The organism is Paraburkholderia sp. SIMBA_030 (assembly GCF_046535245.1).
In the GTDB taxonomy this organism is placed as follows: Bacteria; Pseudomonadota; Gammaproteobacteria; order Burkholderiales; family Burkholderiaceae; genus Paraburkholderia.
Genome location: NZ_JAWRXB010000019.1, coordinates 161,239 through 187,581, shown reverse-complemented (window position 1 = coordinate 187,581; position 26,343 = coordinate 161,239). Strand labels below are relative to the sequence as shown.

Sequence of the window (26,343 nt, the reverse complement as noted above, 5' to 3'; positions counted from 1 at the left end):
GTTTCGCTTTCGACCGTCATCACCTCCACCGTATATTCGTAGAGCTTGCCGAGTTTTTCGGTGCCCACCAGCCGGGTGGGGGTGAGCACCGGGCCACCCGCCCAGGTGGGCAGTGCCGCACCGGAAATGCCCAGCGTGCGCGATTGAAGCGGATTGAACATGAGGGCTCCCTCAAGAATTACCGGCGCGGATAGCCGCCCCGTCTATATCGTTGCAGGCCGTATCGAGGCCGTACGCAGGACAGCGTCCTTCACTCTTTCGAAAGGCCCGCCACATGCCTGCCGACGATCCCGTTTCTGTTGTGCGATGCTAGGGTGCGCGCTCATTGGATCTCTTCGCTGTCCCACTGCATCAGCAACTCGGCTGGAATCGCCCGGACCACATCCGAATAACGCTTGCCGACGAACTGTTCAGCGCGCCTGAGCAGCACCGGAATCGGGCTGCTCGGCTCGTGCAACTCGAACCACTGACGTGCCTCCCGGATCAGTTCGAGCGCGGCATGACGATCTGCCGGCGTCGTGCCCGTGCGACGTCCTGGCGAAACCGTGGCTGGGTGCATCGTGTCTTCCTCACGTGCCGGTAACGATTCGTTTCGCTCTGTCTCGTCGTTTACGTCTGACTGCGCATCGTCCGCCTCGATTTCCGAAGCTACTTCGACCGTTCGCGCATCCCGACCTGCAACGTGACGCATCAGCCGGGTGAGTACCGACAGGTCCGGCGCGTACACGCCGAGGTGTTCGCGGCTCCAGGCCTCAATACCGGCAAGACCGGCCAGCGCGTCATCAAAACCTGCCAGGATGGCCGGATGCTGGTTACGCAGATCCTGGATCTGTCGCGTCACCGATTCGGGCGCGAGTGCGTCGCTCGGGCGCGGGTGCGCAAATGCCCGTTCAATGTCACGCATCTGCAGGCGGGTCGCGGTCGATTTCGTGAGCGCAATTTCGCGTATATCCGATAGCAGGCCATCCGTGTCAGTCAGTGCCTGCAACGCGTTCATGCGGATTTCCAGCGCCGCGTCGCGATCCGCATCGGCATCCGCATCGGCATCATCCAGCTGCGGGTGAAGCGCCTGCGGAAAGGCGGCAAGCCACGCGGCCAGCAAGCCGATGCCTTCGGCGAGCCCAGCGGCGCCCGCGAGGCGCGTGCGGCATCGCGTGAAGAGCACGGCGAGCCGCATGTCCTTGCTGCGCATCATGAGCCGCCGGCAGTCGCGGTCGATATCGCTCCAGTTGACGGGGTCGGGCGAACCGACGAAATCGCCGTACTGCGCTTCCGCCCTCGGGGCGGCTTTGGCCGAGAGCACGATGAATTCGGGATCGTATTCAAGATCGGCGCCACAGGGTGCGTCGGCATCCACTGGCGCCATCCAGTCGTGAGGCGTCGGACTTTTGGAAGCCTTTCCCGAACTGTTCGCGGTAGCGCCGGCCGGCTTGTGCGGCGTGTGTTTTCTGTTGCTGCTCATGTTCCGTCCTTCTGTGCGGTCTAGGAGGATCGCGCGGCCTTGCGCGCCAGTTGCTGCGCGTAGCGTTCAGGTTCGAACCGCATGCCGACGACGGGCTTGTCAGTGGGCGAAGGGCCAAGCCACCCGGACCAGCCAAGCCGCTGCTCCCCGCCCATGACGGCCGGTGCTGCGCTGCGCGCCTTGATGCGCAACTCCAGTTCCCAGACAAATTCGTAGCCGACAAACGCTCTTACCCATTCGATCAGCTTGGGCAGATCGGCACCCTGCGGCGTGAAGCGCAGGTACTGCTCAAGGTCGAGCGGACCCATGACGATGCGGAACTTGCCCTGCCTGTCGGGCACGCGCGTGCCGGGCAGTGCGTTCCCCATCGTGGCCGCAGGGCCGGGCCGGCCGAGGCAGCTGCAGTCAGCCGGATCGAGTTCGATCCAGTGAAACACGTGTTCCTCGATGGCCACGGGCACGCTGAAGTACCGCTCGAGCGTCATGCGCAGTCCATCCGGGTTGCGGGCCTCACGCACGAGGTGTGCCGATGCCGCGAGGCGCGCATGCGCGGGCAGGGGACGATGACTGACCTCGCGGGTGTCCTGGCCGGTGAGGCTTGCCACGTAGAACGAGAAGTGCTCATCACCCGGCCGGTCAAGGCCAACCGTGGCCTGAGCCGAGGCCCACGCGCGGTACAGCAGCGTCAGGTACCGGTGATGGAAGATGTCGAGGAAATTGACGAGCGTCGCGTCGCGCCGGCTTTCCTGGCGGTCCCGTGCAATCTCGGTCACGTGGATAGGTAGCGGTCCGTTCGGTCCGAGCGTTCCAAGCCCAAAGAGGCGCACCTTCAACCTCCCGTTCGCCTCGCCAACGGCTGCGATTTCGCGCGGCGCAAACGCGAGACTGGGCTGCTGCCCCAGGCGAAACGGCTCGGCCTGCGGGCGCCGCGCGGTGCCAGGCGGATCGATGCGGGCATCGGCACCGATACGGCGCAGCAGTGTCAGAAACCCGTAGCGCCACGGCTCGGCCTGCAGGCGCCCGATGAACTCCGGCGAGAGCGCCGTCTCGCGCACGACGGTCGTGAGCGAAGCACGGTCCATCAGGCGATCCCTCGCGTGCCCATGCGCACCGGCCAGCGCGCGACGCGCCCGCGCTGCATCGAATGCAGCTCGGTCTGCGTGAAGCTGTTGATCGACACGTGTCGCGCCAGGTAGTGTTCAAGAATCAGGCCAAACAGGTAGGGGCTGGTCCCCGAGAAGCCGGACTCATCGACGGTCAGCGCACATTCGATGCCGCGGCCGAACACGAGCGGACCGTTCCCCGGCAGTTTGCGCGTCACGGGCTGGGTCTTCACACCCACCAGGCTCTCGATCTGGCGACGGTGTTCCATATCGTCGCCAGTGAGGAACAGTCGCAGCAGGTCGCGCAGACCCTGGCCGCCGGCGCGGTGATCGAGATCCTCGAGCGGCAGATAGTTGAAGTTGAGTTGCCGGATCAGCCGCCAGGCCGTCTCACGTTCCGCATAAGGTGCTTTCGGTGCCGTGGGTGCCCGGATCAGACCGATGCTCTCAAGCGGCGAGGATTCCGCTATTGTCAGGTCCCGTACCCCGTCGCGCGGCACAAGGCTCGGCAGGTCGCGGTTGGTGACCCACGCATCGACGGACAGGTAGCGGATACCCTCGCCGTAGGGCGCTTCATGCTGGTCGACGAGCGAGACAAACATTTCGGTGCCAATGTACGGCGTGCGCGTGCCGTAGCGGCGAGACGAGTCTGACATCAGCCGGCGCTCACGCCGTGTCGAAAAATACCGGCCGTGGTTGCCCTCGTCGTTATTCAGTGTCTGGTAGAGCGGCCGGAACTCCAGTTCAGCGGAGGTATCCGAGACCTGGCCGTACAGGGTGTCGACGGAGAACATTTCATAGTCGAGCGGCGTGAGGCGCGCCGGAACCAGGCGAAACTCGGTGTCGCTTGCCGACAGTTCGATGCGATCCGTGTGCTTCGGGAACAGGTTGATGAGTGGCGTGCAGAAGAGTGCGAAACGCGACGCATCGACCAGGTTCGCGAGCTGCTCTGTCGACTGGTCGAGCAGCACGACGAATTCAACCTCGCGCCCGTTCACGTGGCGCAGCCCCTTCTCTAGCCCGGTCAGCGCGAAGAAATAGAACCGGCTCGGACATGCGAAGTATTCGTGCAGCAGGTTGTGCCCGTGGAACTTCGACCAGGTCAGCGGCAGCAGGCCTTCATCGGCGCCGAGCCCCTCGTGGGCGACGGCGTTCGATGTGACCGCCGCAAGCGGCCGGCCAGGCGTGCCGAATTCGCCTGGTACACCCGTGATCGACGCGACGCCCGCGGCGTGCAGCAGCTCAAAGAGCTGCGAGGCGACCTGCTCGTCACCCGCCAGATACACGGGCAACCGGTCCAGTTGTTGCAGATCGGCTATCCGTGCTTCGTTGGTGGTCCGCAGTCGCAGGCGCAGCGCACCACGCACCTTCGTATTGGGTGGCACATAGCGCTCGAGTGCCGGAATGTCAGGCGGAATGCCGGTCAGGCGCGCCTCGGTGATCTCCAGCGGATAAAGCGTCACGTCCTGGCTGCTGCGGAACTCGCAGGCCGTGCGTTCACCGTCGGGTACCTTTGACGTGAACGTCGTGCCGCGCGCGATACGAAATCCATGGGCAAGGTTGCCTTCGCTGCGGCTTGGATAGAGACGCGCTACCGCCATCGAAGGCGTGGGCGCAACATAGTTCGGATAGAGGACTTCCAGCAGCCGGCCAGTAAAGCGAGGAAACTCCGCATCGAGCTTGATCTGCATGCGCGCGGCCATGAAGCAGAACGACTCGATCAGGCGCTCGACATAGGGGTCGGCGACTTCACCCGCCTGCATCCCAAGACGCCGCGCGATCTTCGGGTGCGCCTGCGCGAATTCACCGGCGAGTTCGCGCATGTAGATGAGTTCCTGGTTGTAATAGTCGAGCAGTCGTGGGTCCATCGGCGGGTTTCTCTTTGCTTCTCTTGATTTTTCTTGACGTGAGGGGCCGCGTTCAGCCTGTGCGCATGCCGGTGACGTTGACCTGGCTTGTTTCCAGATCGAGCGAACTCTGCACCATGAATTCGAGCGGATAGGGGTCCATGTGGACCATGCCGCGAACCTCGAACGCCAGGACGTTATGCTGGACCTCGGCATCCGCCTCGGTCAGCGGCACAATTTTCAGCGCGTCGGGAATCAGCCGCGGCTCGAAATCGACGATTGCGCGCCTGATGATCTGCTCGATCTCAGCCCACTTGCGCGTCGCCATGAACGCGCCCGCAAGCGGGGGCACCCCGAAATTGACGGTTGACGAGGCGGCGTCTGGATACCGCTCCCGGTCAATCTGGTCCTCGATGCTGGTGGTATTCAGCAGGAACGCCAGATCGCGCTGCACGATGTCGCGCATCTGCGAACGCGTGACCGTATATTCGCTGGGCGCTTCGGTCTGCCGTTGCGGCGCATCGTCGCGCAGACGGTCGAGCAGCGTGGGCAGCAGGTGCGTGTTCGCGTGCCGGGGCGTCGCGCCTCCCTCCTGGCCAGCCCACGTCTCCCGTTGCCTGTAGTTATGGTCGTCCTTATGCCGGTTCATCGGGGCCGCCCTGTTACGCCGGTTCGCGCTTCCTCATGTTTCCCCATGCCGTTGCTGAACTTACAGCTGGCCAGATCGAACAGGCTCATGTCTCCCGCGCTGGTCATCCACGTCTTCTGGCCAAGCGCAATCACGCCGGTACGCCCGGTTTCGTGCCAGGTCGTCGTGCGCCCAAGCAGGAGCGCGTCGCGCTCGCCGCTGCTGGCCTGCGCGTTTTCCGTGCCTGAATAGCGGGCTGGCATGAAACCCCGCAGCGTGCTGCCATCGATGAGCGTCAGCGTGCATGGTGCCCATACAAGATCAAGAAGCGTCGACGGTCGTTCAACCTGCCACGCGGTGATATCGGAAAACGTCAGCCACCGGTAATGTCCCGCAGTAATGATTTCGCACACGGGGCCGAAGCGTGAATCGCTGTCGGAGACCCATTCCAGCCGGAACGGTGGCGATTGCGCGGCGACAAGCGGTGCATGGTCGAGCGCGGCTTCGCGTGCAGAATCGGCGGCGTCGGCCTCTCCGTTAGCGGCCAGGTGCAACGCGTTGATGAGCCCGTCCACCCAGGACGGGGCCTCGAAGACAAATCCCGGCCGCTCGCGGCCGGCAACGACTTTCGCGCGCCAGCGCTCGGCGCGGATCAGGTCGCGGTATGCCTGCGCAGCCCGTGTCTGCGCAGGGCTGATCTGTGCAAACACCTGAAGCTGCCGGAGCGCGCGCTCCCACTGCCCCATGACGCACAGCAGCTGGAACAGCGACCAGCGCAGTTCAGCTGCGGCCGGTTTCGAGCGGATACTGGCTTCGGCTAGCGCAAGGCGAAGTTCGAGCGGCATATCGGACACGGCGGACGCGGGAGCGCGCGCCGGATCGGGCAGGGCGCCTGCGTTTGTAGCCGGAGTAACCGGGGATGGCTGGCCAGTCATAGGGTGTCGTGGTGTGTCGTCGAGTCAGGCGCCGGCAGCGGGCTGTCGATACCCAGCGAATGGTGTTCGCGTCGCGTGAGCGCGGCCGGCAGTGCAGGTGGACGGCGCGACGCCGCAGCGAGGTATTCCGCGGGCGCGAAAAGACGCAGGATTTCCGGTATGGGTTCGACCTCCGCCTCGGGCACTTCGCCTTTCCTGAACGGGCCAAAGACATCTTCGAGGCGGCGTGTGCCCGACAGCAGCGCTTCAATGGACCAGCCCTCTGTCGATTGCGCTTCGGCCTGGTCGTCAGCCCCCTCATCGGTGGAACTGGACGCACCATTGCGCGAACCGCTTGCCAGCGCGGCAGGCTCAGCCCAGTCGGCCGCGAGCGACGCCTGAGGATTGTCGAGCGCGCGCCAATACTGGTCGTGGAGCGCCTGAATCACGTCCCGATTTACGTCTCCATGCACGCCCTGATCCTGCGCCACGTCGCTTGCGCCTGGCTCGCGTTGCTTCCCGCGCGCATGCTGCGCCAGCGCCTGGCCGGCGGCCGCCGTGTCGATCAGCCCGAACACCGCGTTCTCGCCGCGCATGTCTTCCCCGGCGGCGTAGCCCGTCGAAACGTGCAATCCATCATCAGCCTGCGCAGCCAGGTCACGGTCGTGACCGTCGGCCCCATCCGGCTGCCACAGCCCCGTTGGTTCGGAGTACGTCACGACTGGCTGATGGCGCCTGAACAGCCGGAATGTGCGCATGACGGTTTTAAGTTATGCAGGAAGCGCATTTTAAACACAACTGGGGACTGTTCGTCCATTGCCGTATTGGTCGCTTGTCGCATTATTTTTTGGAAACAATTTCGAGACAAAAATCATTAATTGTTAAGCAATTGTCAATTTTAACGAATATTCACAATTAGCCTTGTCCCCGATTATGGTGATTCGTCACGATATTTAGGATTTGTCCCATTGACACAATGCGTTGCAGCGCGGTATCACGCGCGTTTAAAGGCCATGGAGGAAGCATGCGACGAATTTATGGCACTGTCCAGTGACAGGAAGTTGGTCCTGACATTCTCTGAGAATTTTTAGTCGACTTACTGGTTGACGAACATCTTCGTTTCGTGAGATTAATTCGGCCCCGTTCAGAGTAAGTCGTTTAAAACGTAGAAAGCGGGTGACGTGTGAGCGGGTCGGACGACGCTGGCCAGGCGAACAAATTAGAGGACTACAAACTAGTAGGGGCGGGCGATGGAAGCCTGTAGTGCAGTACCGCCATGAACAACAAAGACAGGGTATTTTTTAATGACGATTTCGCGCCAGGTGCTGTTCGGCAAGCTCGGGGCCACGCTCTACCGTAGCGTTGAGTCGGCCACCTCGTTTTGCAAGCTGCGTGGCAATCCGTATGTCGAGCTGGTTCACTGGCTGCATCAGTTGCTGCAGATGACCGACAGCGACCTGCACCGGATCATCCGGCACGCGGGCATCGAGCGCGACGCGCTCGATCGTGACATGGCGCGAGCGCTCGCTGCGTTGCCTGCGGGCGCGAGTTCCATCAGCGACTTTTCGCATCACGTCGAACTGGCCATTGAGCGCGCGTGGGTCCTCGCGACCCTGAGCTACCACGACCGGCGCGTGCGCGGTGCATGGCTTGTGGCTGCCCTCCTGAAGACACCGGAGCTGCGGCGCGTGCTGCTTTCGATCTCGCCCGCGTTCGGCAGGATCGCGGTCGATGACCTGGATAACGCGCTCCCCGCGTGGATCGACGGGTCGCCCGAGGCGGCCGATGCACCGTACGACAACAGTGAATTCGCCCCCGCCGTGCCCGGTGAAGCATCGTCTGCGCTCCCCTCGACCGTGAAAGGCACGCCGCTCGAGCAGTTCTGCACCGACCTGACGGCCTGCGCGCATGCAGGCGAAATCGACCCGGTCGTTGGCCGCGAACTGGAAATCCGCACGATGGTTGACGTGCTGCTGCGCCGTCGGCAGAACAATCCCTTGCTGACCGGCGAAGCGGGCGTGGGAAAAACCGCTGTCGTGGAGGGGCTGGCGCGCGCCATCGCCTCGGGCGACGTGCCGCCGAAGCTGATTGGCGTGCGGGTGCTCAGCCTTGATGTGGGTGCGCTGCTGGCCGGCGCGAGCATGAAGGGCGAGTTCGAGGCGCGCCTGAAAGGCGTGCTCGAAGCCGCGGCGAAGTCGCCCGTCCCGGTCATCCTGTTCGTCGACGAAATCCATACGCTAATCGGCGCGGGGGGCCAGGCCGGCACCGGGGATGCGGCGAACCTGCTGAAACCCGCGCTCGCGCGCGGCACCGTACGCACGATCGGTGCGACGACATGGTCAGAGTACAAGCGGCACATTGAGAAGGATCCCGCGCTCACCCGCCGGTTTCAGGTGCTGCAGGTGCCGGAGCCGGAAGAGCGCGCCGCGATTGACATGGTGCGGGGACTCGCGCACACGTTCTCGCAGCACCACGGCGTCGTTGTGCTGGACGAGGCGATCCGGGCGGCGGTCATGCTGTCACACCGTTATATTCCGTCACGCCAGTTGCCGGACAAGGCAATCAGCCTGCTCGATACCGCCTGCGCGCGCGTCGCGCTATCCCAGCACGCTCCGCCGCGCGAACTGCAGCACGTGCGCCAGCGCACTCAGGCAGCGGACGTCGAATTGCGGCTGCTGGATGAGCAGATGCGCATGGGACTGGGCTCCAGCGAAGCGCTTGATGCGGTCCATGCACGGCTTGAAACCCTGACCACCGAAGCGCTGGCCATCGAGACACGCTGGACAGCACAGATCGATGCCGTGCAGGAACTCCTGGCTTCCCGCGTGGCAGCCGGCACTCAGGAGGCGAGCGCCGCAACGATCGACAGGCTGCGCAGGCTTGAGCACGCCCTGACCGCACTGCAGGGCGATACGCCACTGGTATTCCCGGACGTCAATGAGGCGATTGTCGCTGACATCGTCTCCGACTGGACCGGTATTCCGGTCGGCCGCATGGTCACCGACGAAGTGGCCGCCGTGCGCACCCTCCCTGACACACTGGGCGCGCGCGTGATTGGCCAGTCCGATGCGCTGCGTCAGATCGGCGAGCGGGTGCAGACCGCGCGCGCGGGTCTGACGGACCCGAAGAAGCCTCTTGGCGTGTTATTTCTGGCCGGTCCCTCGGGCGTGGGCAAGACCGAAACCGCCCTTGCGCTCGCCGAGGCGCTCTACGGCGGCGAACAGAACCTGATTACGATCAACATGAGCGAGTATCAGGAAGCCCATACGGTGTCGGGCCTCAAGGGCGCGCCGCCGGGTTATGTCGGCTACGGCGAAGGGGGCGTGCTGACTGAAGCCGTGCGGCGGCGCCCATATTCGGTGGTGCTCCTCGACGAAATCGAGAAGGCCCACCGTGACGTGCACGAGATGTTCTTCCAGGTGTTCGACAAGGGCTACATGGAGGACGGCGATGGCCGCTATATCGATTTCCGCAACACGACGATCCTGCTTACCAGCAATGTTGGCTCGGAGCTGACCACGAGCCTCTGTGCTGACGCGTCGCTCGCGCCGGACGCAGAAGGCCTGCGCGAGGCGCTCACACCCGAGCTGTTAAAAGTTTTCCCGGCCGCATTTCTCGGGCGCGTGACCGTGGTCCCGTTCCGGCCGCTTGCCGACGCCTCACTCGCGCGCATCGTGCGGCTCCATCTGGATCGGGTCGTCACGCGCATGGCCGATGCGCATGCCATCGCCTTGACCTGTGACGATGCCGTCGTCGACTACATCGTCGGTCGCTGTCTGGTGCAGGAAACCGGCGCGCGGGTGCTGATCGGGTTCATCGAGCAGCACGTGCTGCCACGGCTCTCGGCGCTGTGGCTCGACGCGTTCTCGTCAAGACAGGCGCTCTCGCACATTGGCATCGGCGTGGCCGACGCATCTGCCTTACCTGCGACAGCGCTGGTGTTCCGGCATGCGACCGGCACCGCTGACGCGACTGCTTCTGTTCCCGTCGGGCAAACCCACTAACCCTGCCGATTCTTAACCATCGTTCACACCGTTCACGGAGACCACTCATGTCCGCTTCGAGCAGTTCGCAGAAATTTATCGCGCGCAATCGTGCGCCGCGTGTGCAGATCGAGTACGACGTCGAAGTCTACGGCTCGGAAAAGAAGGTCGAGCTGCCGTTCGTGATGGGCGTGCTCGCCGACCTGTCGGGCAAGTCGGTCGAGCCGCTGCCGGCGGTGGCGGACCGCAGCTTCCTCGATATTGATATCGATAATTTTGATGAACGCATGAAAGCCATCAAGCCGCGCGTTGCATTCGCTGTGCCGAACACGCTGACCGGCGACGGCCAGATGATGGTCGACATGACCTTCGAGAGCATCGAGGACTTCTCGCCGGCAGCGATCGCCCGCAAGGTCGAACCGTTGCGCAAACTGCTCGATGCCCGCACGCAGCTCGCGAACCTGCAGACCTACATGGACGGCAAGTCGGGGGCCGAGACCCTCGTGAATCAGCTGCTGCAGGACCCGGCGCTGCTCAAGTCGCTGGCCGCGGCGCCAAAGCCGCAGTTGCACGACGCCACGGATGACGCAGCTGGCAACGAAGCCGCCGCGAATTGAGCGCCGAATAAGTCCACACCCGAGGATAGCCGACCATGGCAAAACAGCAGACACAGACAGGCGCCCCGCAGGCGCAGACGCATTCCGACTTCACGCAGTTGCTGACGCAGGAATTCAGGCCGAAGAGCGAGCAGGCGCGCGAAGCCGTCGAATTCGCAGTGCAGACGCTCGCCGAGCAGGCCCTGCAACAGTCGGCCACGATCAGCGACGATGCGTACAAGAGCATCGCCGCCATCATCGCGCAGATCGACCACAAGCTTTCCGAGCAGATCAACCTGATCCTGCATCAGGAGGAGTACCAGAAGCTCGAATCGGCGTGGCGCGGGCTGCATCACCTCGTGTCGAACACTGAGACCGACGAGCACCTGAAGATCCGCTTCATGGACGTGTCGAAGGACGAGTTGCGTCGCACGATGCGCCGTTACAAGGGCCAGGCCTGGGACCAGAGCCCGCTCTTCAAGCAGATCTATGAGGAAGAATATGGCCAGCTGGGTGGCGAACCGTACGGGTGCCTCGTCGCCGACTATTACTTCGACCATACGCCGCCGGACGTGGACCTGCTCGCCTCGATTGCGAAGGTCTCTGCCGCCGCGCACACACCGTTCATCTCCGGCGCGGCGCCGTCGGTGCTGCAGATGGAATCGTGGCAGGAGCTGGCGAATCCGCGCGACCTCACGAAGATTTTCACGCAGAACCTCGAATACGCGTCCTGGAACTCGCTGCGTAATACCGACGACGCCCGCTATGTGGGTCTCGCGATGCCGCGTTTCCTGTCGCGCCTGCCGTACGGTGCGAAGACCAACCCGGTCGACGAGTTCGATTTCGAGGAAGACACGCAGGGTTCGGACCACCGCCGCTATGCGTGGGCCAACGCAGCTTACGCGATGGGTGAACGTCAACCGCTCGTTCAAGCTGTATGGCTGGTGTTCGCTGATCCGTGGCGTTGAGTCGGGCGGCACTGTCGAGAACCTGCCGTGCCACACGTTCCCGACCGATGACGGCGGTGTCGACATGAAGTGCCCGACTGAAATCGCGATTTCGGACCGGCGCGAGGCGGAACTCTCGAAGAACGGCTTCATTCCGCTGATTCACCGCAAGAACACCGACCACGCCACCTTCATCGGTGCGCAGTCGCTGCAGAAGCCCGCCGAATATCACGACGCGGATGCCACGGCTAACGCGAACCTGTCCGCGCGCTTGCCGTACCTGTTTGCCTGCTCGCGTTTCGCGCACTACCTGAAGTGCATCGTGCGCGACAAGATCGGCGCGTTCAAGGAGCGCGAGGACATGCAGCGGTGGCTGAACGAATGGATCATGCACTACGTCGATGCGGACCCGGTCAACTCGTCGCAGGACACCAAGGCGCGCCGGCCGCTCGCAGCCGCCGAAGTCGTGGTCGAGGAAGTGGAAGGTAATCCCGGCTACTACCAGGCGAAGTTCTTCCTGCGCCCACACTTCCAGCTCGAAGGCCTGACCGTGTCGCTGCGCCTCGTCGCGAAGCTGCCGTCCATCAAGGAAGCCGCCTGACGTGTGGGCTGGGATCCTCGTCCGGTCGGAAACGGTAACCCGTGAGTCCGACTATTTTCATCATCAACATCAGGGAGTAAATAGATGGCACAGGATATTTTTCTCAAGATTGACGGCATCAACGGCGAGTCGCTCGACGACAAGCACAAGGACGAAATCGAAGTCCTGAACTGGGATTGGGAGATCGAGCAGGAGTCGTCGATGCACGCCGGCAGCGGCGGCGGCGCCGGCAAGGCCACCGTCAAGGACCTCGCATTCGAACACGCGATCGACCGCGCAAGCCCGAACCTGATGAAGTACGCACTGACCGGCAAGCATATCGACCAGGCCGTGCTCGTCATGCGCAAGGCTGGCGGCAACCCGCTCGAGTACCTCAAGCTCACGATGAGCGACGTGATTGTCACGCGCGTGAAGCCGTCGGGCAGCAAGAACGACGCGGAGAAGAGCCGCGAGTTCGTCTCGCTGTCGTTCGCGAAGGTCAAGCAGGAATACGTCGTGCAGAACGCGCAGGGCGGCAGCGGCGGCGCTGTGACGGCGAGCTTCGACATCAAGGGCAACAAGGAAGCATAACGCCTGTTGTCGTCCGGCCCGTTGCAGGTGGCGGCATATTGAGCCGCCTGTAATGGGCACCTTCGTTGATACATCCGCGGACACCCCTGCGGTCCCCATGACATGCCCCGAATGCGCCTGATCCCCCGCGTCACTGCTGTTGCGCTTGCGCTGATGCTGGCTGCCTGCGCGAGCGGTGATCCGAAGCCCAAAGAACCGCTCCGGCTCGACCTGACGGTGAACGCAGCTTCGAACGTCAACCCCGACGAGCAGAAGCGAGCGGCACCCATCATCGTGCGCGTCTACGAACTGAAGACCGACGGCGCGTTTAACGCGGCCGACTTCTTTACGCTGCATGACAAGGACAAGACGGTACTGGCCGACGACCTCGTGAAGCGCGACCAGTTCCAGTTGCGCCCCGGCGAGCATGTAACGGTCACGAGAACCGCCGATCCGGCCACGACGACGCTCGGCATCCTGGCTGCGTACCGGGATCTGCCGAATTCCGTGTGGCGCGCCGTCTATGCACTGCCCGTTGCGCCCGACAAGGCGTGGTATCGCTTCTCGACGCCGAAGCTGAAACTGACAATCACACTTGACGCGAACGCGATCAAGGTCACCGAGACTCCCAAATGAAACAACACTCGGAACATTCCGTGCAATCCGTAGACAGGCGCGCATGAGCTGGTATAACAAGGTCACCTGGTGCGATGGCGTGCTGTTTCGCACACCGCAGTTCCAGCAGCAGGAACGCTACCTGGAACACTACGCACACAAGCGTGCGGCGCCGCTCTCACCGTTCTTTTTCGGCTTCAGCCAGTACGGCCTGGATATCGAGGCGCTTGCGCTCGGCAAGGTGATCGTGAAGTCGGTTGCCGGCGTCTTCGCCGATGGCACCCCCTTCGACGCGCCAGGCAGCACGCCTCCGCCGCCCCCGCTCACGGTCCGGCCGGAACACCTGGAGCAGGTGATCTATCTGGCGGTACCGGTGCGTGTGCCCAATGGCGAGGAGACAACCTTTGATGAGGCGTCGGACTCACTGGCCCGCTATTCTGTTTTCGATGTCGAACTGCGCGACACGAACTCGATTGGCATTGGAGCGCAGGACATCCAGCTATCCAGGCTGAGGTTGCGGCTTGTTCCAGAAAAGGAACTGACGGGAGGCTGGATTGGACTGGCGCTCACGAGGGTGAAGACGATCCGCGCCGACGGCAGCATCGAACTCGACGACACGCTGGTGCCCCCAGTGGCGGGTTATGGCGCGAGCGATCTGCTCGCGAGCTGGCTTGCGAAAATCCACGACCTCACACGCCTGCGCGCCAACGCGCTGGCACAGCGCCTCACGGGCGGCGACGGCGTCTCGGGTATGGCGGCCGAAGTCTCCGACTATCTGCTACTGCAGACGCTCAACCGCTACGAGCCGCTGCTACAGCATCTGAGACGGGTACCGACCACCTCACCCGCCGACGTATACGCGCTGCTGCTCAGCATGGCAGGGGAGCTGTCGACCTATGTGCGCACCGAGACGCGCCGACCACTTGACTCCCATCCGCCGTACCGGCACACGACGCCGCACCTCTGTCTGAAACCGGTAGTCGACGACACCCACCGCCTGCTCAACGCGGTGCTCGTGCGCAGCGCGCAGAGCATTACGCTCGCGGACCAGGGCTACGGCATGCGCAATGCGGTGGTCGACCCGGCCGAGATGCAGGGGTTTACGGCCGTGGTGCTCGCTGTGCACGCGGCAATGCCACCCGACGTACTGCAACAGCAGTTCGTGGCACAGGCGAAAGCGGGGCCCTCCGACAAGCTGCCGAACCTGGTACGCGGCCACCTTCCCGGTCTTGCACTCCAGGCGCTGCCGGTGCCGCCGCGACAGATTCCGTTCAACGCCGGTTATGTCTATTACGAGCTGACGCGCAGCGGACCACTGTGGGACGAAATCGCGCGCCACGGTGGGCTGGCACTACACGTGGCCGGTGACTTCCCGTCGCTGAAGGTCGAACTGTGGGGCGTGCGCGGATAACGCCAGGTACCGGCGTGGATCGGATGATTCCGTCGGCAAACCAGAAAGAGGGAATGTAGTGACTTCAGACGCAGCAAACCGTCCCGACGAGTGGGCGCAATGGCGGGATACTCAAGGCGGGAAGCCCTCGTCAGTACCGCCGTCCGCCCCGGATACATCGCCTGGGGCTTCGACCTGGGGCGAGACCACGTCACCTGCTCGCTGGGAACTCCCGCCGGGAGAGTCGACCGCGGCTCGCCTCTCCGCGATTGCGGCCGCCCGCAATCCGCTGCTCGAAGCCGCGCGCCCCTTGCTGCGTGCGCTGGCCGACATGCCCGACCAGTTGGATCAGGACGGCATTGACCAGCTTCGCCAGTTGCTCGAGCAGGAAATGCGCGTATTCCAGAAGCTGTGCGAACAGTCCAACATCCGCCGCGACCATATGATCGGCGCACGTTACTGCCTGTGTACAGCGCTGGATGAAGCGGCCATGCAGACTGCCTGGGGAAAGGGCGGCGAGCGCGGCGTGGAGTGGATCACGAATGGTCTTGCGACGACCTTTCATGAAGACCGCCAGGGCGGCGACAAGGTTTATCTGCTCATTGGCCGGCTGATGACCGAGCCTCAGGAACATCGGGACCTGCTCCAGGTGATCTACCGGATTCTGAGCCTGGGCTTCGAGGGCCGCTACCGGTATGAGGCCGACGGTCCGCGCAAGCACGACGCCGTGCGGCAGCGACTCTACAACGAGATCATGTCGCAGCGGGGTCCCGTGCCCGTCGCGCTGTCGCCCCACTGGCAATCCGACGTGAAGGGCAGGCGTGTCTCGTTCTATGACTTCCCGGTCTGGATCACGGTCGTTGTGCTCTCGTTGATCCTGCTCGGCCTGTTCGGCTATTTCAAGTACGAACTGCTAAACCATAGCGCCGCTGTCCAGAAGCAGATCGCCGACATCGGGCACATGACACCGCCCCCTGCTTCGCCGTCGCTGCACCTCAAGGAACTGCTGAAAAACGAAATCGCTGCTGGCACCGTCAGTGTCGACGAGGATTCACACCACAGCGCGGTGACGTTCCGCGGCGACGCGATGTTCCCGCCGGGGGGCGTGTCGGTGAAGGCGGCGATGGGGCCGCTTATCGCAAAGATTGCCGGCGAAATCGCGAAAGTGCCGGGGAAGGTGACCGTCCTTGGGTACACCGATAACGTACCAATCCGAAGTCACCAGTTTGCCTCGAACGAGGCGCTGTCAGAGGAGCGTGCTACGCAGGTCATGCAGATGCTGCAGGCCGCCGGTGTGCCGGCGAACCGTCTCGAAGCCGTCGGCAAGGGCGACGCCGATCCGGTTGGCGACAACAGGACCCTTCAAGGCCGTGCGCAGAACCGCCGTGTCGAAATCACGGTCGCGCGGTAACGGACGAACCAGACTCATCGGACATAAGCATGAAAAAGCTGTCTTTTCTGGTGTCGCGCCAGTTCCTCGCGTTTCTTGCGCTCATCATCGTTGCTCTCGTCATCTGGTTCGTCGGCCCGCTGGTTGCGTTTGGCGGCCTCAAGCCACTCGCGGCCACTGGCATGCGCGTCCTCGTGATTGCGCTGCTGCTTGCCGGGGTGCTGCTGTGGCTTGCCGGCTGGTCGACCAGCGTGGTTTTCATCGCGCTGATGTGCCTGTTGATCTGGTACGCGGCGCCGCTTCTCGCCTTTGGTCACGATGAACCTTTCGCGCCGGCGTCGGCCCGGCTGATAGCCATCGCCGTCGTGTTGACGGTGTTCGTCATCTACTGGGTTTTCCGGCTCTGGCAGCGGATGCGCAGCGACGAGCAGTTCCTCAAAAAGCTGCTCGAATTCGGTGGTAAAAAAGAGGAATCGCCCGCAGCTGGCCAGTTGAAGAAGGTCAACGCGGCGGTTGCCGGCGCACTGGCGCGCCTGAAGGCGATGCGCACCGGTGCGCGCGGGCTGGGCAAGCTGTTCCAGGGCAAGCGCTACCTGTATGAACTGCCGTGGTACATCACGCTTGGCTCGAACGCGTCTGGCAAGACCAGCGCGCTGCTGAACGCGGGGCTGTCGTTTCCCGTCGCCGAACAGATGCAGCGGGCGACGAGCACGCTGGCGGGCGATGCCGGTTCCGTCGACTGGTGGTTGACCAACGAGGCGGTACTGATCGACACGGCCGGACACTACACGCGCCACGGGACGTCGCAGCATGAACTGCCGTCTCCGCCGGTTAGCGCTTCATCCGGGAAACCGGACAGCAAGGCGGCCGGCGAGGCAGGCGGTGAAGTTACCGAAGGTGCTGACGGAAAGAACACAACGGCGGCTGCCGAAACGAAACGCGACACGGCAACCGCTGTCATCCCGCTACACGCAGACCCTGCCAAAGTCCGCAATGAAATGGATGCGGCAGAGTGGCTGGGCTTTCTGCGGCTGCTGCGCCAGCACCGTCCGCGCGCGCCGATCAACGGCGCGCTGCTCAGCGTCGATCTTGCTGAGCTGACGAGTGTTGACAAGAACGCGCGCCTTGCTGAAGCGGCGACGCTGCGGGCACGTCTTGCCGAACTGCGTACGGAGCTGGGCATCCGCTTTCCGGTCTACCTGCTGGTCACGAAGATGGACCGGCTGACGGGTTTCACCGAATACTTCGGTTCCCTGACTGCGGAAGGCCGCGCGCAGACCTGGGGCTTTACGCTTCCATACGGCAAGGAAACCATCGCGAATGAAGGTGTCCGTGCCCGCTGCAACCAGGAACTGGGCCAGTTGACCGCGCGTCTGGCCGAGGGTGTCGATACGCGCCTGCAGGACGAATATGACGCGGGCAAACGCCGTCGGCTGGCCGCGCTGTCGGAAGAGTTCGCCGCGCTGACCCGCCCGCTTGGCGAGCTGATCGAGCGCGTGTTCCTCGATTCGCGCTATGACGATACTCAACTGCACGCAACCCTGCGCGGCGTGTACTTCACGAGCGCAACACAGATACAGACCGAGGCCGGCAGCGAAATCGTGGCTGAGCGGCGCACGGTTTTGCAGCGCCTCGCGGCTGCACGTGCACGCGTGTCGACCCCGCGCGCATTCTGGCAGGAAGGCAACCAGGGCTTCTTCCTGCACGACCTGCTGACCAGGGTGGTGTTTCCGGAGGCCCACCTGGTGCGGCCGAATCTTCGGTGGGAGTACCGCTTCCGCCTGCTGCGCCTGATTGGCCATGCACTCGCGCTACTGCTCTTCGTGTGGTTCGCACTCGGCTGGCGCATCAGCTTCGGCAACAACAGCGCCTATCTCGGTGCAATCGGACACAAGGCGCAGGCGCTCGCGGCAAAGGTGGCCCAGCTGTACCGGGAGCCGAAGCCAGAGGCCGTGCCCGATACGCTGACCGATGCGCGTTATCTGCCGACGTATCAGGGCCTCGACCTGTCGGACCCCGATAGCGCATACCGTTACGGTCTGTACACCGCAGCCGACGTCGTGACCGAAAGCCACCACACGTACGACGCGCTGGAGGACAACCTGTTGCTGCCGCAGATTGTGCACCGGATGGAAGATGTCATTTCGCAGGCTATCGCGAACAAGGACTCAAAGGCCGCCTACGATGCGTTGCGCGTGTACCTGATGCTCTACGACAAGGCCAGATTCGATGCCACTGACGTCAAGGCCTGGGTGCTCGACGACTGGGCGAAGACGGACAGCGCTGCCGTGTTCGGCGGACGGGCATCGATGATTGACCATGTTCAGCAGCTCTTTTCTGGCGAGCGTGTGGTCCAGTCGCCGCTGATTCGCAACGACGCGCTGATCCAGCAGGCGCGTGCGTTTCTCGATGGCAGCAACGCGACCGACCGGCTCTATCAGCGCGCCAAGGCCGCCATGCAGAAGGAAGCGCCAGACGAGTTCACGCTGATCCGCGCGGTGGGCCCGCAGGCCGGAACGGTTTTCACGCGGGCGAGCGGCGCGCCGCTTTCGCGCGGCGTGCCGGGCCTCTTCACCTTCGACGGATACCGGAACCTGTTCGACAAGCGGCTACCCGAGTTCGTGCAGGCTGCACGGGATGACGACGCATGGGTGATGGGCCGCTCATATCTGGCGGGTTTGTCCGATGCAGCTCAAAAAAAAACGGCTGAGATTGTGAGTACCGCGACCGGCGCCGACGATCCGCTGACCGAAGCCATCCGCCGCGAGTATCTGATGGAATACGCGCAGCAGTGGGATGCGTTTCTCGGGGACATCCGCACGGTGACGGGGACGAGTCTGCAGTTCAACCTGCAGGTGCTGCGCAGCTTTGCAGCGCCCGACTCTCCGCTTACGCGGCTTGCGCGTGCGTCGGTGCACGAAACGACGCTGACGCAGCCCGTGGCCACGTCGGACGGTTCCTTCCTGCAGAAGGCGAGCGACCAGCTCAGCCAGAAGGCGGACAAGGCGCTCGGTATCCGTGCATCGGAGCGCGTCGAGCGTGAACTTGTCGACAGCCACTTCGCCGCGCTGCGCGAGGTGGTGACCGGCAGCGCCGACGCTCAGGGTGCAGCTCAGCCTGCAGCGGCACAAGCAGGCAAGACCGGCCTCGACGGGGTGACGAACCTGCTGAATGACTATTACACGGCGCTCACCGTCGCCGACAACGCGCTGACTAACAACAGCATGCCGCCGGCGAGCGACACGGCGGCAAAAATCAAGATGACCGCCGACACGATGCCCGCGCCGTTCCGCGCGGTGCTGCTGGCACTCGGCGCTGACGGCTCGCGCGAGGTCAACCAGGGTATTGGCCAGCTACTGTCGCGGCAGATGCAGGCGGTCGTCGGCGACACCTGCCGGCTGACCATCGAAGGCAACTATCCGTTCGCGCCCGACAGCCAGCGCGACGTGAGCACCGACGACTTCACACGGGTGTTCGCCCAGGGCGGCGTGATCGATGACTTCTTCGCAAAGACGCTGGCGCCGTTTGTCGACACATCGGCGAAGCCCTGGCGCTACCGGACGTTGCCCGGTGCAACGGAGCCGGTGCAGGGCCCCGACCTCGAGCCGTTCCAGCACGCGAAGGCGATCCGCGACGTGTTCTTCGGCGATCCAGGCCAGAAACAGTTGACGTGGAAGGCGGATATCCGGATTCCCGAACTGGACCCGACCATTACCGGGTTGACGATCGACATCGATGGCCAGGCGACGCTTTATCAGCACGGCCCCGTCACGCCGTTCATGGTGAGCTGGCCTGGCCCGCGCGGCGGCGTTCACGCGGAGATCACGGCGAACCCTCGCATCCGGCCCGATACATCGACTCTTTCGACGGACGGCCCGTGGGCGCTGATGCGCCTGCTGCAGAAAGGGCACGTGGTCGAGACCGCAACGCCTGGACGTACGCGTGTCGCACTCGACTTCGACGGCCGCAAGGCCGTGCTCGATATCGCGAGTACCGGCAGCGTCGCCAATCCGCTGACGAGCGATGTCCTGAAAACCTTCAGATGCCCCAGCTCGATGCCCATGTTCAACCTGACCGACAGCGGACCGCCGCCGGGTTTGCCATCGGCCAACCCACCGATGTTGCCTGCGTCCGGCGTTGGCCGGTGACGCGACCATGGTCCCGAGCCGCTCAGCGCTAGGGCCGTAGAGCCACTACATGCCTGTTCAAAACCGCAGTCAGCATCCCAATCAATACCCCACGCGATATACGCGGCCCGTTTGCGCGCCTTCTACGCTGCGCACATAGGCCAATGCGGCGCGCTGAGCCGTCACGGGCTCGAAGCCACGGAAGTAGGGTGCGAAAGCGCCGAGCGATTCGGTCAGCACCGTCGGGCTCACCACATTGATGCGGATGCCGCGCGGCAGTTCGATCGCGGCGCCCCGCACAAAACCTTCCAACGCCAGATTCACGGTGGTTGCATTCGCGCCTTCACGAATCGGCTCGTCGCCGACGATGCCGCTCGTCAGCGTAAACGAGCCGCCGTCATTCACGTATTGCTGGGCGGTCAGCACCACGTTGATCTGGCCCATCAGCTTGTCGCGCAGTCCAACCCAGAACTGTTCGATGCTCATCTCCGGCAGCGGGCCGAAATGCAGCTTGCCGGTGGTCGTCACAACGCCGTCCACTTTGCCGATTTCGCGAAAGAGCCGCTCGATGCTCACCGGGTCGGTGCTGTCGACGCGATACTGGCCGCGCGTCGCGCCCACTTCGATGATTTCATGGCGCGCCTTCAATTCCGCTGTCACTGCCTGGCCGAGGGTGCCGGTTGAGCCGATCACAACGATCTTTTTCATCTGCTGCTCCGTTGAGGGTTAAACGTGCAGAGCATTGTGCCGGTATCGGATGAGCGGAAAAAGCCGCTATGGCGTGCAGGTCCTGCAACCAGCGGTTTCTAATCCAGACACAAAGTCAGACACAAAGCGCGACAAAGCGCGCATCGCCATTCAAACGACATGCGCTTAATAATTCCTTTATTAATAAGCGTCAGCGGCTGGATTCAAACGTATGAGTAAGCCATGCGCAAAGCGGGAACGATTTATTTCGTCCGGCGTAATTCAATCACGCGAGTGGGCCGAAGATGGTTAGGGACGTAATGGATGCGGCCGCGTTCGCTGTGACCGCCGGCCTGGCGCGGGTCGTCGAACCGATGATCGGCTGGATCTGCGCCTTGCGGTTCGAACATGCCTTTGTCGATCACCATATAGCCCGGTTCGAGCGCCAGCAGCAGATGATTGCCGCCGATGCGGCTGTCGAAGCCGGCCATGCCGTCGAGCGCCTCCGGCACGCTGTTGCACAGGGTCGCATTGCTGGTGACGATCTCGTCGACGGCAATCGGGCTGTGGCTCGCGATGCGTGCCGCCTCGCGGTTTTTGCCGTCGGTGTCGACGGTGCTGTCGTGCGTGCGATCGTTGTGCAGTTCCGCCGTGCTCAGGCGAGCGGCGCCCGGAAGCGTGGCCACGTCTGCTCGCTTGTTGATATCGGTGCTGTTCATCATGCTTTCTCCGATGAAGAGGACAGGGTCGAAGTACAGCAAAAGCCGTTCCTCAAGCGCGACGTCTGTGCGCGTGCGGGTTGTGCCGCGACTGCGTCCCGGCCAGGCGGAAGGGGTTTTCACCTGGCGATTGCGCCCGCGATTCTTTTCGTTTTTTTTAATGGACGCGTATTTTCTACAGAGTATGATCTTACTCCGGCGAGCGGAGCGCAGTTCAGTTAGATCGACGACATTTGCCTGACTGTTTCAGCATGGCGGGTATGGAACGGCGGCGCGCTAACTCAAAACATATTTTACGGGGCCGTCAGGGCGGGTGACACATGCATTTCGATGCTGCATTCACACATCGCGGCTACTTGCTGAATTGCGCGCCGGCGCGCACGGGCGATGGCAGTTGGCAAGCTTATGTGGTCATCTCTCGCTCGAGCGACGGCGAACTGGTCGCCAACCGTTTTTTCCCCACCGATCTGCGTTTTTCCGACGAAGCAGCCGCCATCGCGCACGCGCGCGACTGGGCGGTGCGCTGGATCGACGCGAGCAGCGTCACCATCTGAATCGCATCCAGCGGTGGCGGGCTGCCGCAGTGGCTGCGCGGCGACCGCGCGGCAACCTCGCGGCAACGACATGGCAGGCGCGCTGCGCCGCGCGAGCCGCGGAAAAACGCGGTAATCTCTCGGGACAATCACTCTGAACCGTGCCCACGGCACGGCGCCGTCCTTTTATGCCTAACGTGCCTTCCCACAACTGGGGTCTCGAACAGATCGTCGCGGACCTGCGCGCGTCGCGCGAAGAATTGCATCGCACGCGCCATCCGCTCGGCATTCGCGAGTTGCCGTCGCGCGACGCCGTGGCCGGCATTGTCGCCGGCCTGCGCGCGGCGCTGTTTCCCACGCACTACGGCGCCCCCGATCTGACCGACGAAACCGTCGATTACTATGTCGGCCATACGCTCGAAAGCACCTTGCGATTGCTCGCCGAACAGATTCGACGCGCACTGCGCTTTCTGCCCGAATTCGGCGAAACGCCGGAGGCGGAACTGAAGGCGCACGCCTTCAATGTCGCGCGCGAGTTCGGCACGCAGTTGCCGGGCATTCGCGCGTTGCTGGTCAGCGATATTCAGGCCGCTTTCACCGGCGATCCGGCCGCGCAGCACATCACCGAAATTCTGCTGTGCTATCCGGGCGTGTGGGCGATGACGCACCACCGTCTCGCGCACGCGCTGCATCGGCTCGGCGTGCCCTTGCTGGCGCGCTTCATCAACGAGATCGCGCATTCGGCGACCGGCATCGATATTCATCCGGGCGCGACCATCGGGCCGAGCTTCTTCATCGACCACGGCACGGGCGTCGTGATCGGCGAGACCGCGATCATCGGCGAGCGCGTGCGTCTGTATCAGGCGGTGACGCTCGGCGCGAAGAGCTTTGCCGCCGATCTCGACGGCACCCTGGTCAAGGGCAACGCACGCCATCCGATCGTCGAGGACGACGTGGTGATCTACGCCGGCGCGACGATTCTCGGCCGCGTGACGATCGGGCGCGGCTCGGTGATCGGCGGCAATGTGTGGCTCACGCATAGCGTGCCGCCTGGCAGTAGCGTCTCGCAAGGCAAGGTTCGCGAAGGCGACCGTGGCGATGAGGTGCGCCGTTGATGAGGTGCGCGTTCGCTTGCACGTCGGTGTGCCGTTTGCCGTTTCACGGTTGAGGGGCGAGTCCGTGTCGCGCGGCCGTGTTCATATGCCTCGTTGCGCGATTGCCGGCGTCGAAGCGACGGTGGCCGAAACCGCGCACTCGTTTCCACGTCATTCGCATGATCGCTTCGGGGTGGGCGTGATCGTCAGCGGCGGACATCGGTCGGCGAGCGGGCGCGGTGTGGTCGAAGCGCGCGCGAACGACGCGATCATGGTCAATCCCGGTGAAGTGCACGATGGCAGTCCGCTTGACGAGCGCGGCCGTGCATGGCGCATGCTGTACTTCGAGCCGTCGATGCTGGGCGGCGTGGCCTGTGAGTTGGGCGGCGGTGTCGCCGCGCGTGAAATCGAGCTTACGCAGCCCGTCGCGCGGGATCCGTTGCTGAAAGTGCTGTTCGAGCGGCTCTTCGCGGTGTCCGTCGAAGCGCAATTCGTACCCGACGATCTGGTGCGCGAAGAAGCGTTGCTTGGGTTGCTCGGGTATCTTGTGAGGCGTCACGCGACGCTGCAAGCGCGTTCGTCCTCGGTGGATGCGTTGGGGCCGATTGCGCGGGCTAAGGCTCGTATTGACGATGATCCTTCTTCAGCGCTTACGCTTGCTGATCTTGCAGCGGATTCGGGCTTGAGCCGCTTTCAATTGCTGCGCGGCTTCGCTCATGAGATCGGGCTGCCGCCTCACGCTTATCGAATGCAGCGGCGTATTGGGCTCGCGAGGCAACTCATCGCGCGGGGTGTACCGCTTGTGGATGCTGCTGCCGCTGCTGGGTTTTCCGATCAGAGCCATATGACGCGGGCGTTTGTGCGGTTGCTTGGGGTTACGCCGGCGGGGTATGCGGTGGCCATGCGGTGAGGTTTGGCTGGTTGCCTACGGCGTTGCCTTTCCTTGCTTTGTCAGTGGTTTATTAGCGTTGCCCCTGTGCGGGGCGGCACCTACTTTTCTTTGCCGGCCGCAAAGAAAAGTAGGCAAAAGAAAGCGGCTCAAACCGCTAATTCTTAAGCGGGTCCCCTGGCTTGGAGGAGGTAGTGGAGCATCTGGAATCGGTGCTCTCGCGCACTCCGCGCTGGTGACAACGCAGTCATACTTCCGGCGGCGCTGCGCGCGCCGAGAGGTGCTTCTTAAACCGCACGCGGGGTTTGCGCCTGCAGGTACTTTCTGAAACTGTTTGCCTGGTTCGCGCCGGCGAGTCCTTCCCGAGCCGTGCGCCAAGCCTGCATCCCTGCAATTTCGTTCAAGACCTTCCGCCTGCTCCGGCTCTAATCTGCCTGCTCACTCCAACGAATAAGGATGGCAGCATGAATTCGCGCTATGCGGGATACCTGTTCTGCGCGCTGGCGATGATCGGCGTCGGCAGCACGGTGGTCGTCAGCAAATCGATTGCGACGGGATTGCCGCCGTTCAGCGCGACCGCGCTACGTTTTGCGATTGCGTTCCCGATGTTCGTACTAGTAATGCGCGGGCGCGGCGTGCGCTGGCCGCGTCTCGATCGGCGCGACACGCTGCTGGTGGTCGCCCAGGCCGGCGCGGGTAGTGTCGGTTATACAGTGTTGCTGATCAGCGGCATGAAGCTTGCCTCGGCGGCCGATGCCGGTGTGATCGCAGGGACCTTGCCGGCTGTCTCCGCGCTGGTCGCGATGCTCGCGCTCGGCGAGCGGCCCGCACCCGCGTTGATCGGCGCGATCGTCCTCGCGACTTTGGGCGTGCTGGTGTGCACCGTGCGTATCGACGATCTTGCCGCGCCGCATGCGGCCAGTTCGCTGACGGGTAATGCGCTGGTGTTCGCGGCGATTGTCTGCGAGGCACTGTTCATCCTGCTCAATCGAAAGTTGCGCACGCCCGTTGCGGCGTTGCCGTTGTCAGCCTTGATGTGCGGTATCGGCTTCGCGGTCGCGATCGTGCCGGCATGTTTCGAAAAACCCTGGCACCTGCCGTTCGATGCGAACGCGCTGAGCGGCGTGGTGTACTACGCGCTTGTGCCGACCGTGGCGGGCTTCGTTCTTTGGTACGCGGGCGCCGCGAGAATCAGCGGCGCGGAAGCGGGGCTGATAACCGCACTCGTGCCGGTGAGTGCGGTCGCGCTGGCCGCTGTCGTGTTGCACGAGCCGGTCAGTGCGGCGCAACTCGCAGGCGTCGCGTGCGTGCTCGGTGCAGTGCTGCTCGCCACTTTCGGCCAGACGCGTACGGCGCGCAGCACAGCGTGAGGCGCTGCTCGAACTCGGGAATCGAGCAGCGGTTCGAAACTGCAGCATAAAGCAGGGCGGCGTCGCGCGCCGCCTTGGCCGGATCCATGCGGCGCGCGGCAACGCCAGAGGGGCCAAGCGGCATTCGATGCGGCCGCACCACCGGTCTCGCCGCTTACGTATTGGCGACCGACACCACACCCGGATTGCCCACGATCGCCAGAAACTCGCGACGCGTCGACGGATCGGTTCGGAACGTGCCCAGCATGCGCGAGGTGACCATCGTGACGCCGGCCTTATGCACGCCACGTGTCGACATGCATTGATGCGCGGCTTCGAGAATCACGCCGACACCTTCGGGTTGCAGCACGTCGTTCAACGTGTCGGCGATCTGCACCGTCATCTTTTCCTGAATCTGCAGACGCTTGGCGAACGCATCGACGAGACGCGCCAGCTTCGAGATGCCGACCACCCGATGTCCCGGCAGATAGGCGACATGCGCGCGGCCGATGATCGGCACCATGTGATGTTCGCAATAGCTTTCGAAGCGGATGTCTTTCAGCACGATCATTTCGTCGTAGCCGTCCACTTCGGAGAAGGTGCGGGCGAGGAGTTCGCGTGGATCGATCTGATAGCCCGCGAAGAACTCCTCATAGGAACGCACCACGCGCGCCGGCGTATCGACGAGACCCTCGCGCTGCGGATCGTCGCCAGCCCAACGCAGCAGCACGCGTACCGCTGCTTCGGCCTCCTCGCGGCTTGGGCGTTCCGGTGCGCCTGCGGGTTTGGTTTTCTTTGTCTTGCTGCTGGTCATCCGTCGCTCCTCCGGGATCGCGCGTCGACGCTAAATGGAGCGCGCGGGTTCAATGAGTGAGGCCATTGTTCCATGTTTTGTGACGGGTCGTGCCGATGTCCACGTT

The 26,343-nt window shown here is 63.5% G+C and carries 20 protein-coding genes and 1 pseudogene; 12 read left to right on the top strand and 9 right to left on the bottom strand.

Annotated features, from left to right (window positions below; all coding sequences use genetic code 11):
- Positions 1 to 322: 322 nt before the first annotated feature.
- The 6 genes from SB772_RS29240 to SB772_RS29215 all read right to left on the bottom strand — a co-directional run bounded on the left by SB772_RS29240 (position 323) and on the right by SB772_RS29215 (position 6,673).
- The gene (locus tag SB772_RS29240; protein ID WP_410836652.1) at positions 323 to 1,366 is read right to left on the bottom strand and encodes an ImpA family type VI secretion system protein; all 1,044 of its coding nucleotides are present in this window, start codon (positions 1,364 to 1,366) and stop codon (positions 323 to 325) included.
- A 116-nt stretch (positions 1,367 to 1,482) separates the two neighbouring features.
- Complete coding sequence (tssG, locus tag SB772_RS29235) at positions 1,483 to 2,544, bottom strand: type VI secretion system baseplate subunit TssG (RefSeq protein WP_410836639.1); 1,062 nt, start codon at positions 2,542 to 2,544, stop codon at positions 1,483 to 1,485.
- The gene (gene tssF / locus SB772_RS29230) at positions 2,544 to 4,433 is read right to left on the bottom strand and encodes a type VI secretion system baseplate subunit TssF (protein WP_410836638.1); all 1,890 of its coding nucleotides are present in this window, start codon (positions 4,431 to 4,433) and stop codon (positions 2,544 to 2,546) included. The genes tssG and tssF overlap by 1 nt, the downstream gene beginning before the upstream one ends.
- 52 nt (positions 4,434 to 4,485) lie before the next feature.
- Positions 4,486 to 5,061, bottom strand: coding sequence for a type VI secretion system baseplate subunit TssE (gene tssE / locus SB772_RS29225; RefSeq protein WP_410836637.1), 576 nt, complete (start codon positions 5,059 to 5,061; stop codon positions 4,486 to 4,488).
- Entirely contained in the window at positions 5,058 to 5,885 is an 828-nt protein-coding gene (locus tag SB772_RS29220) for a type VI secretion system accessory protein TagJ (protein WP_410836651.1), read from the bottom strand. Before SB772_RS29220 ends, tssE begins: the two co-directional genes overlap by 4 nt.
- Positions 5,886 to 5,971: 86 nt before the next feature.
- Positions 5,972 to 6,673 carry a TagK domain-containing protein gene (locus SB772_RS29215; protein WP_410836636.1) on the bottom strand — a complete coding sequence of 234 codons (702 nt, stop codon included), beginning with the start codon at positions 6,671 to 6,673 and terminating at the stop codon, positions 5,972 to 5,974.
- A gap of 585 nt (positions 6,674 to 7,258) precedes the next feature.
- On the opposite strand from SB772_RS29215, the gene tssH reads away from it, so the two are divergent.
- The 8 genes and pseudogenes from tssH (at position 7,259) to tssM (ending at position 20,173) form a co-directional block, all read left to right on the top strand.
- Positions 7,259 to 9,958 (top strand): type VI secretion system ATPase TssH, encoded by a 2,700-nt coding sequence (gene tssH / locus SB772_RS29210; RefSeq protein ID WP_410836635.1) that lies wholly within the window; start codon positions 7,259 to 7,261, stop codon positions 9,956 to 9,958.
- Between the two features lie 47 nt (positions 9,959 to 10,005).
- A complete protein-coding gene (gene tssB / locus SB772_RS29205) occupies positions 10,006 to 10,554 on the top strand; it encodes a type VI secretion system contractile sheath small subunit (protein WP_410836634.1) in 549 nt (182 codons plus the stop codon).
- A 35-nt stretch (positions 10,555 to 10,589) separates the two neighbouring features.
- Positions 10,590 to 12,081 (top strand): annotated as a pseudogene (tssC, locus tag SB772_RS29200) (type VI secretion system contractile sheath large subunit).
- Positions 12,082 to 12,165: 84 nt separating this feature from the next.
- The gene (locus SB772_RS29195) at positions 12,166 to 12,651 is read left to right on the top strand and encodes an Hcp family type VI secretion system effector (RefSeq protein WP_410836633.1); all 486 of its coding nucleotides are present in this window, start codon (positions 12,166 to 12,168) and stop codon (positions 12,649 to 12,651) included.
- Positions 12,652 to 12,762: 111 nt separating this feature from the next.
- A complete protein-coding gene (tssJ, locus tag SB772_RS29190) occupies positions 12,763 to 13,266 on the top strand; it encodes a type VI secretion system lipoprotein TssJ (protein ID WP_410836632.1) in 504 nt (167 codons plus the stop codon).
- A 43-nt stretch (positions 13,267 to 13,309) separates the two neighbouring features.
- Complete coding sequence (gene tssK, locus SB772_RS29185; protein WP_410836631.1) at positions 13,310 to 14,656, top strand: type VI secretion system baseplate subunit TssK; 1,347 nt, start codon at positions 13,310 to 13,312, stop codon at positions 14,654 to 14,656.
- A 58-nt stretch (positions 14,657 to 14,714) separates the two neighbouring features.
- A complete protein-coding gene (gene tssL, locus SB772_RS29180; protein WP_410836630.1) occupies positions 14,715 to 16,046 on the top strand; it encodes a type VI secretion system protein TssL, long form in 1,332 nt (443 codons plus the stop codon).
- Positions 16,047 to 16,075: 29 nt separating this feature from the next.
- Positions 16,076 to 20,173, top strand: coding sequence for a type VI secretion system membrane subunit TssM (tssM, locus tag SB772_RS29175; protein WP_410836629.1), 4,098 nt, complete (start codon positions 16,076 to 16,078; stop codon positions 20,171 to 20,173).
- An 81-nt stretch (positions 20,174 to 20,254) separates the two neighbouring features.
- Here tssM and SB772_RS29170 read toward each other — a convergent pair whose 3' ends face one another.
- Positions 20,255 to 20,860: a short chain dehydrogenase gene (locus SB772_RS29170; RefSeq protein WP_410836628.1), complete on the bottom strand. Its 606-nt coding sequence runs from the start codon at positions 20,858 to 20,860 to the stop codon at positions 20,255 to 20,257.
- Positions 20,861 to 21,102: 242 nt separating this feature from the next.
- Positions 21,103 to 21,558 (bottom strand): DUF3005 domain-containing protein, encoded by a 456-nt coding sequence (locus tag SB772_RS29165; RefSeq protein WP_410836650.1) that lies wholly within the window; start codon positions 21,556 to 21,558, stop codon positions 21,103 to 21,105.
- 320 nt (positions 21,559 to 21,878) lie between these two features.
- Between SB772_RS29165 and SB772_RS29160 the strand changes: the two genes are divergently transcribed.
- The 4 genes from SB772_RS29160 (at position 21,879) to SB772_RS29145 (ending at position 25,444) form a co-directional block, all read left to right on the top strand.
- On the top strand, positions 21,879 to 22,112 hold the full coding sequence (locus SB772_RS29160; protein WP_410836627.1) for a hypothetical protein: 234 nt from the start codon (positions 21,879 to 21,881) through the stop codon (positions 22,110 to 22,112).
- 167 nt (positions 22,113 to 22,279) lie between these two features.
- Positions 22,280 to 23,206, top strand: coding sequence for a serine O-acetyltransferase EpsC (gene epsC / locus SB772_RS29155; protein ID WP_410836626.1), 927 nt, complete (start codon positions 22,280 to 22,282; stop codon positions 23,204 to 23,206).
- An 85-nt stretch (positions 23,207 to 23,291) separates the two neighbouring features.
- Positions 23,292 to 24,095 carry an AraC family transcriptional regulator gene (locus tag SB772_RS29150; protein WP_410836649.1) on the top strand — a complete coding sequence of 268 codons (804 nt, stop codon included), beginning with the start codon at positions 23,292 to 23,294 and terminating at the stop codon, positions 24,093 to 24,095.
- Between the two features lie 443 nt (positions 24,096 to 24,538).
- Entirely contained in the window at positions 24,539 to 25,444 is a 906-nt protein-coding gene (locus SB772_RS29145) for a DMT family transporter (protein WP_410836625.1), read from the top strand.
- 154 nt (positions 25,445 to 25,598) lie between these two features.
- Here SB772_RS29145 and folE read toward each other — a convergent pair whose 3' ends face one another.
- A complete protein-coding gene (folE, locus tag SB772_RS29140; RefSeq protein WP_410836624.1) occupies positions 25,599 to 26,237 on the bottom strand; it encodes a GTP cyclohydrolase I FolE in 639 nt (212 codons plus the stop codon).
- Between the last annotated feature and the right edge of the window lie 106 nt (positions 26,238 to 26,343).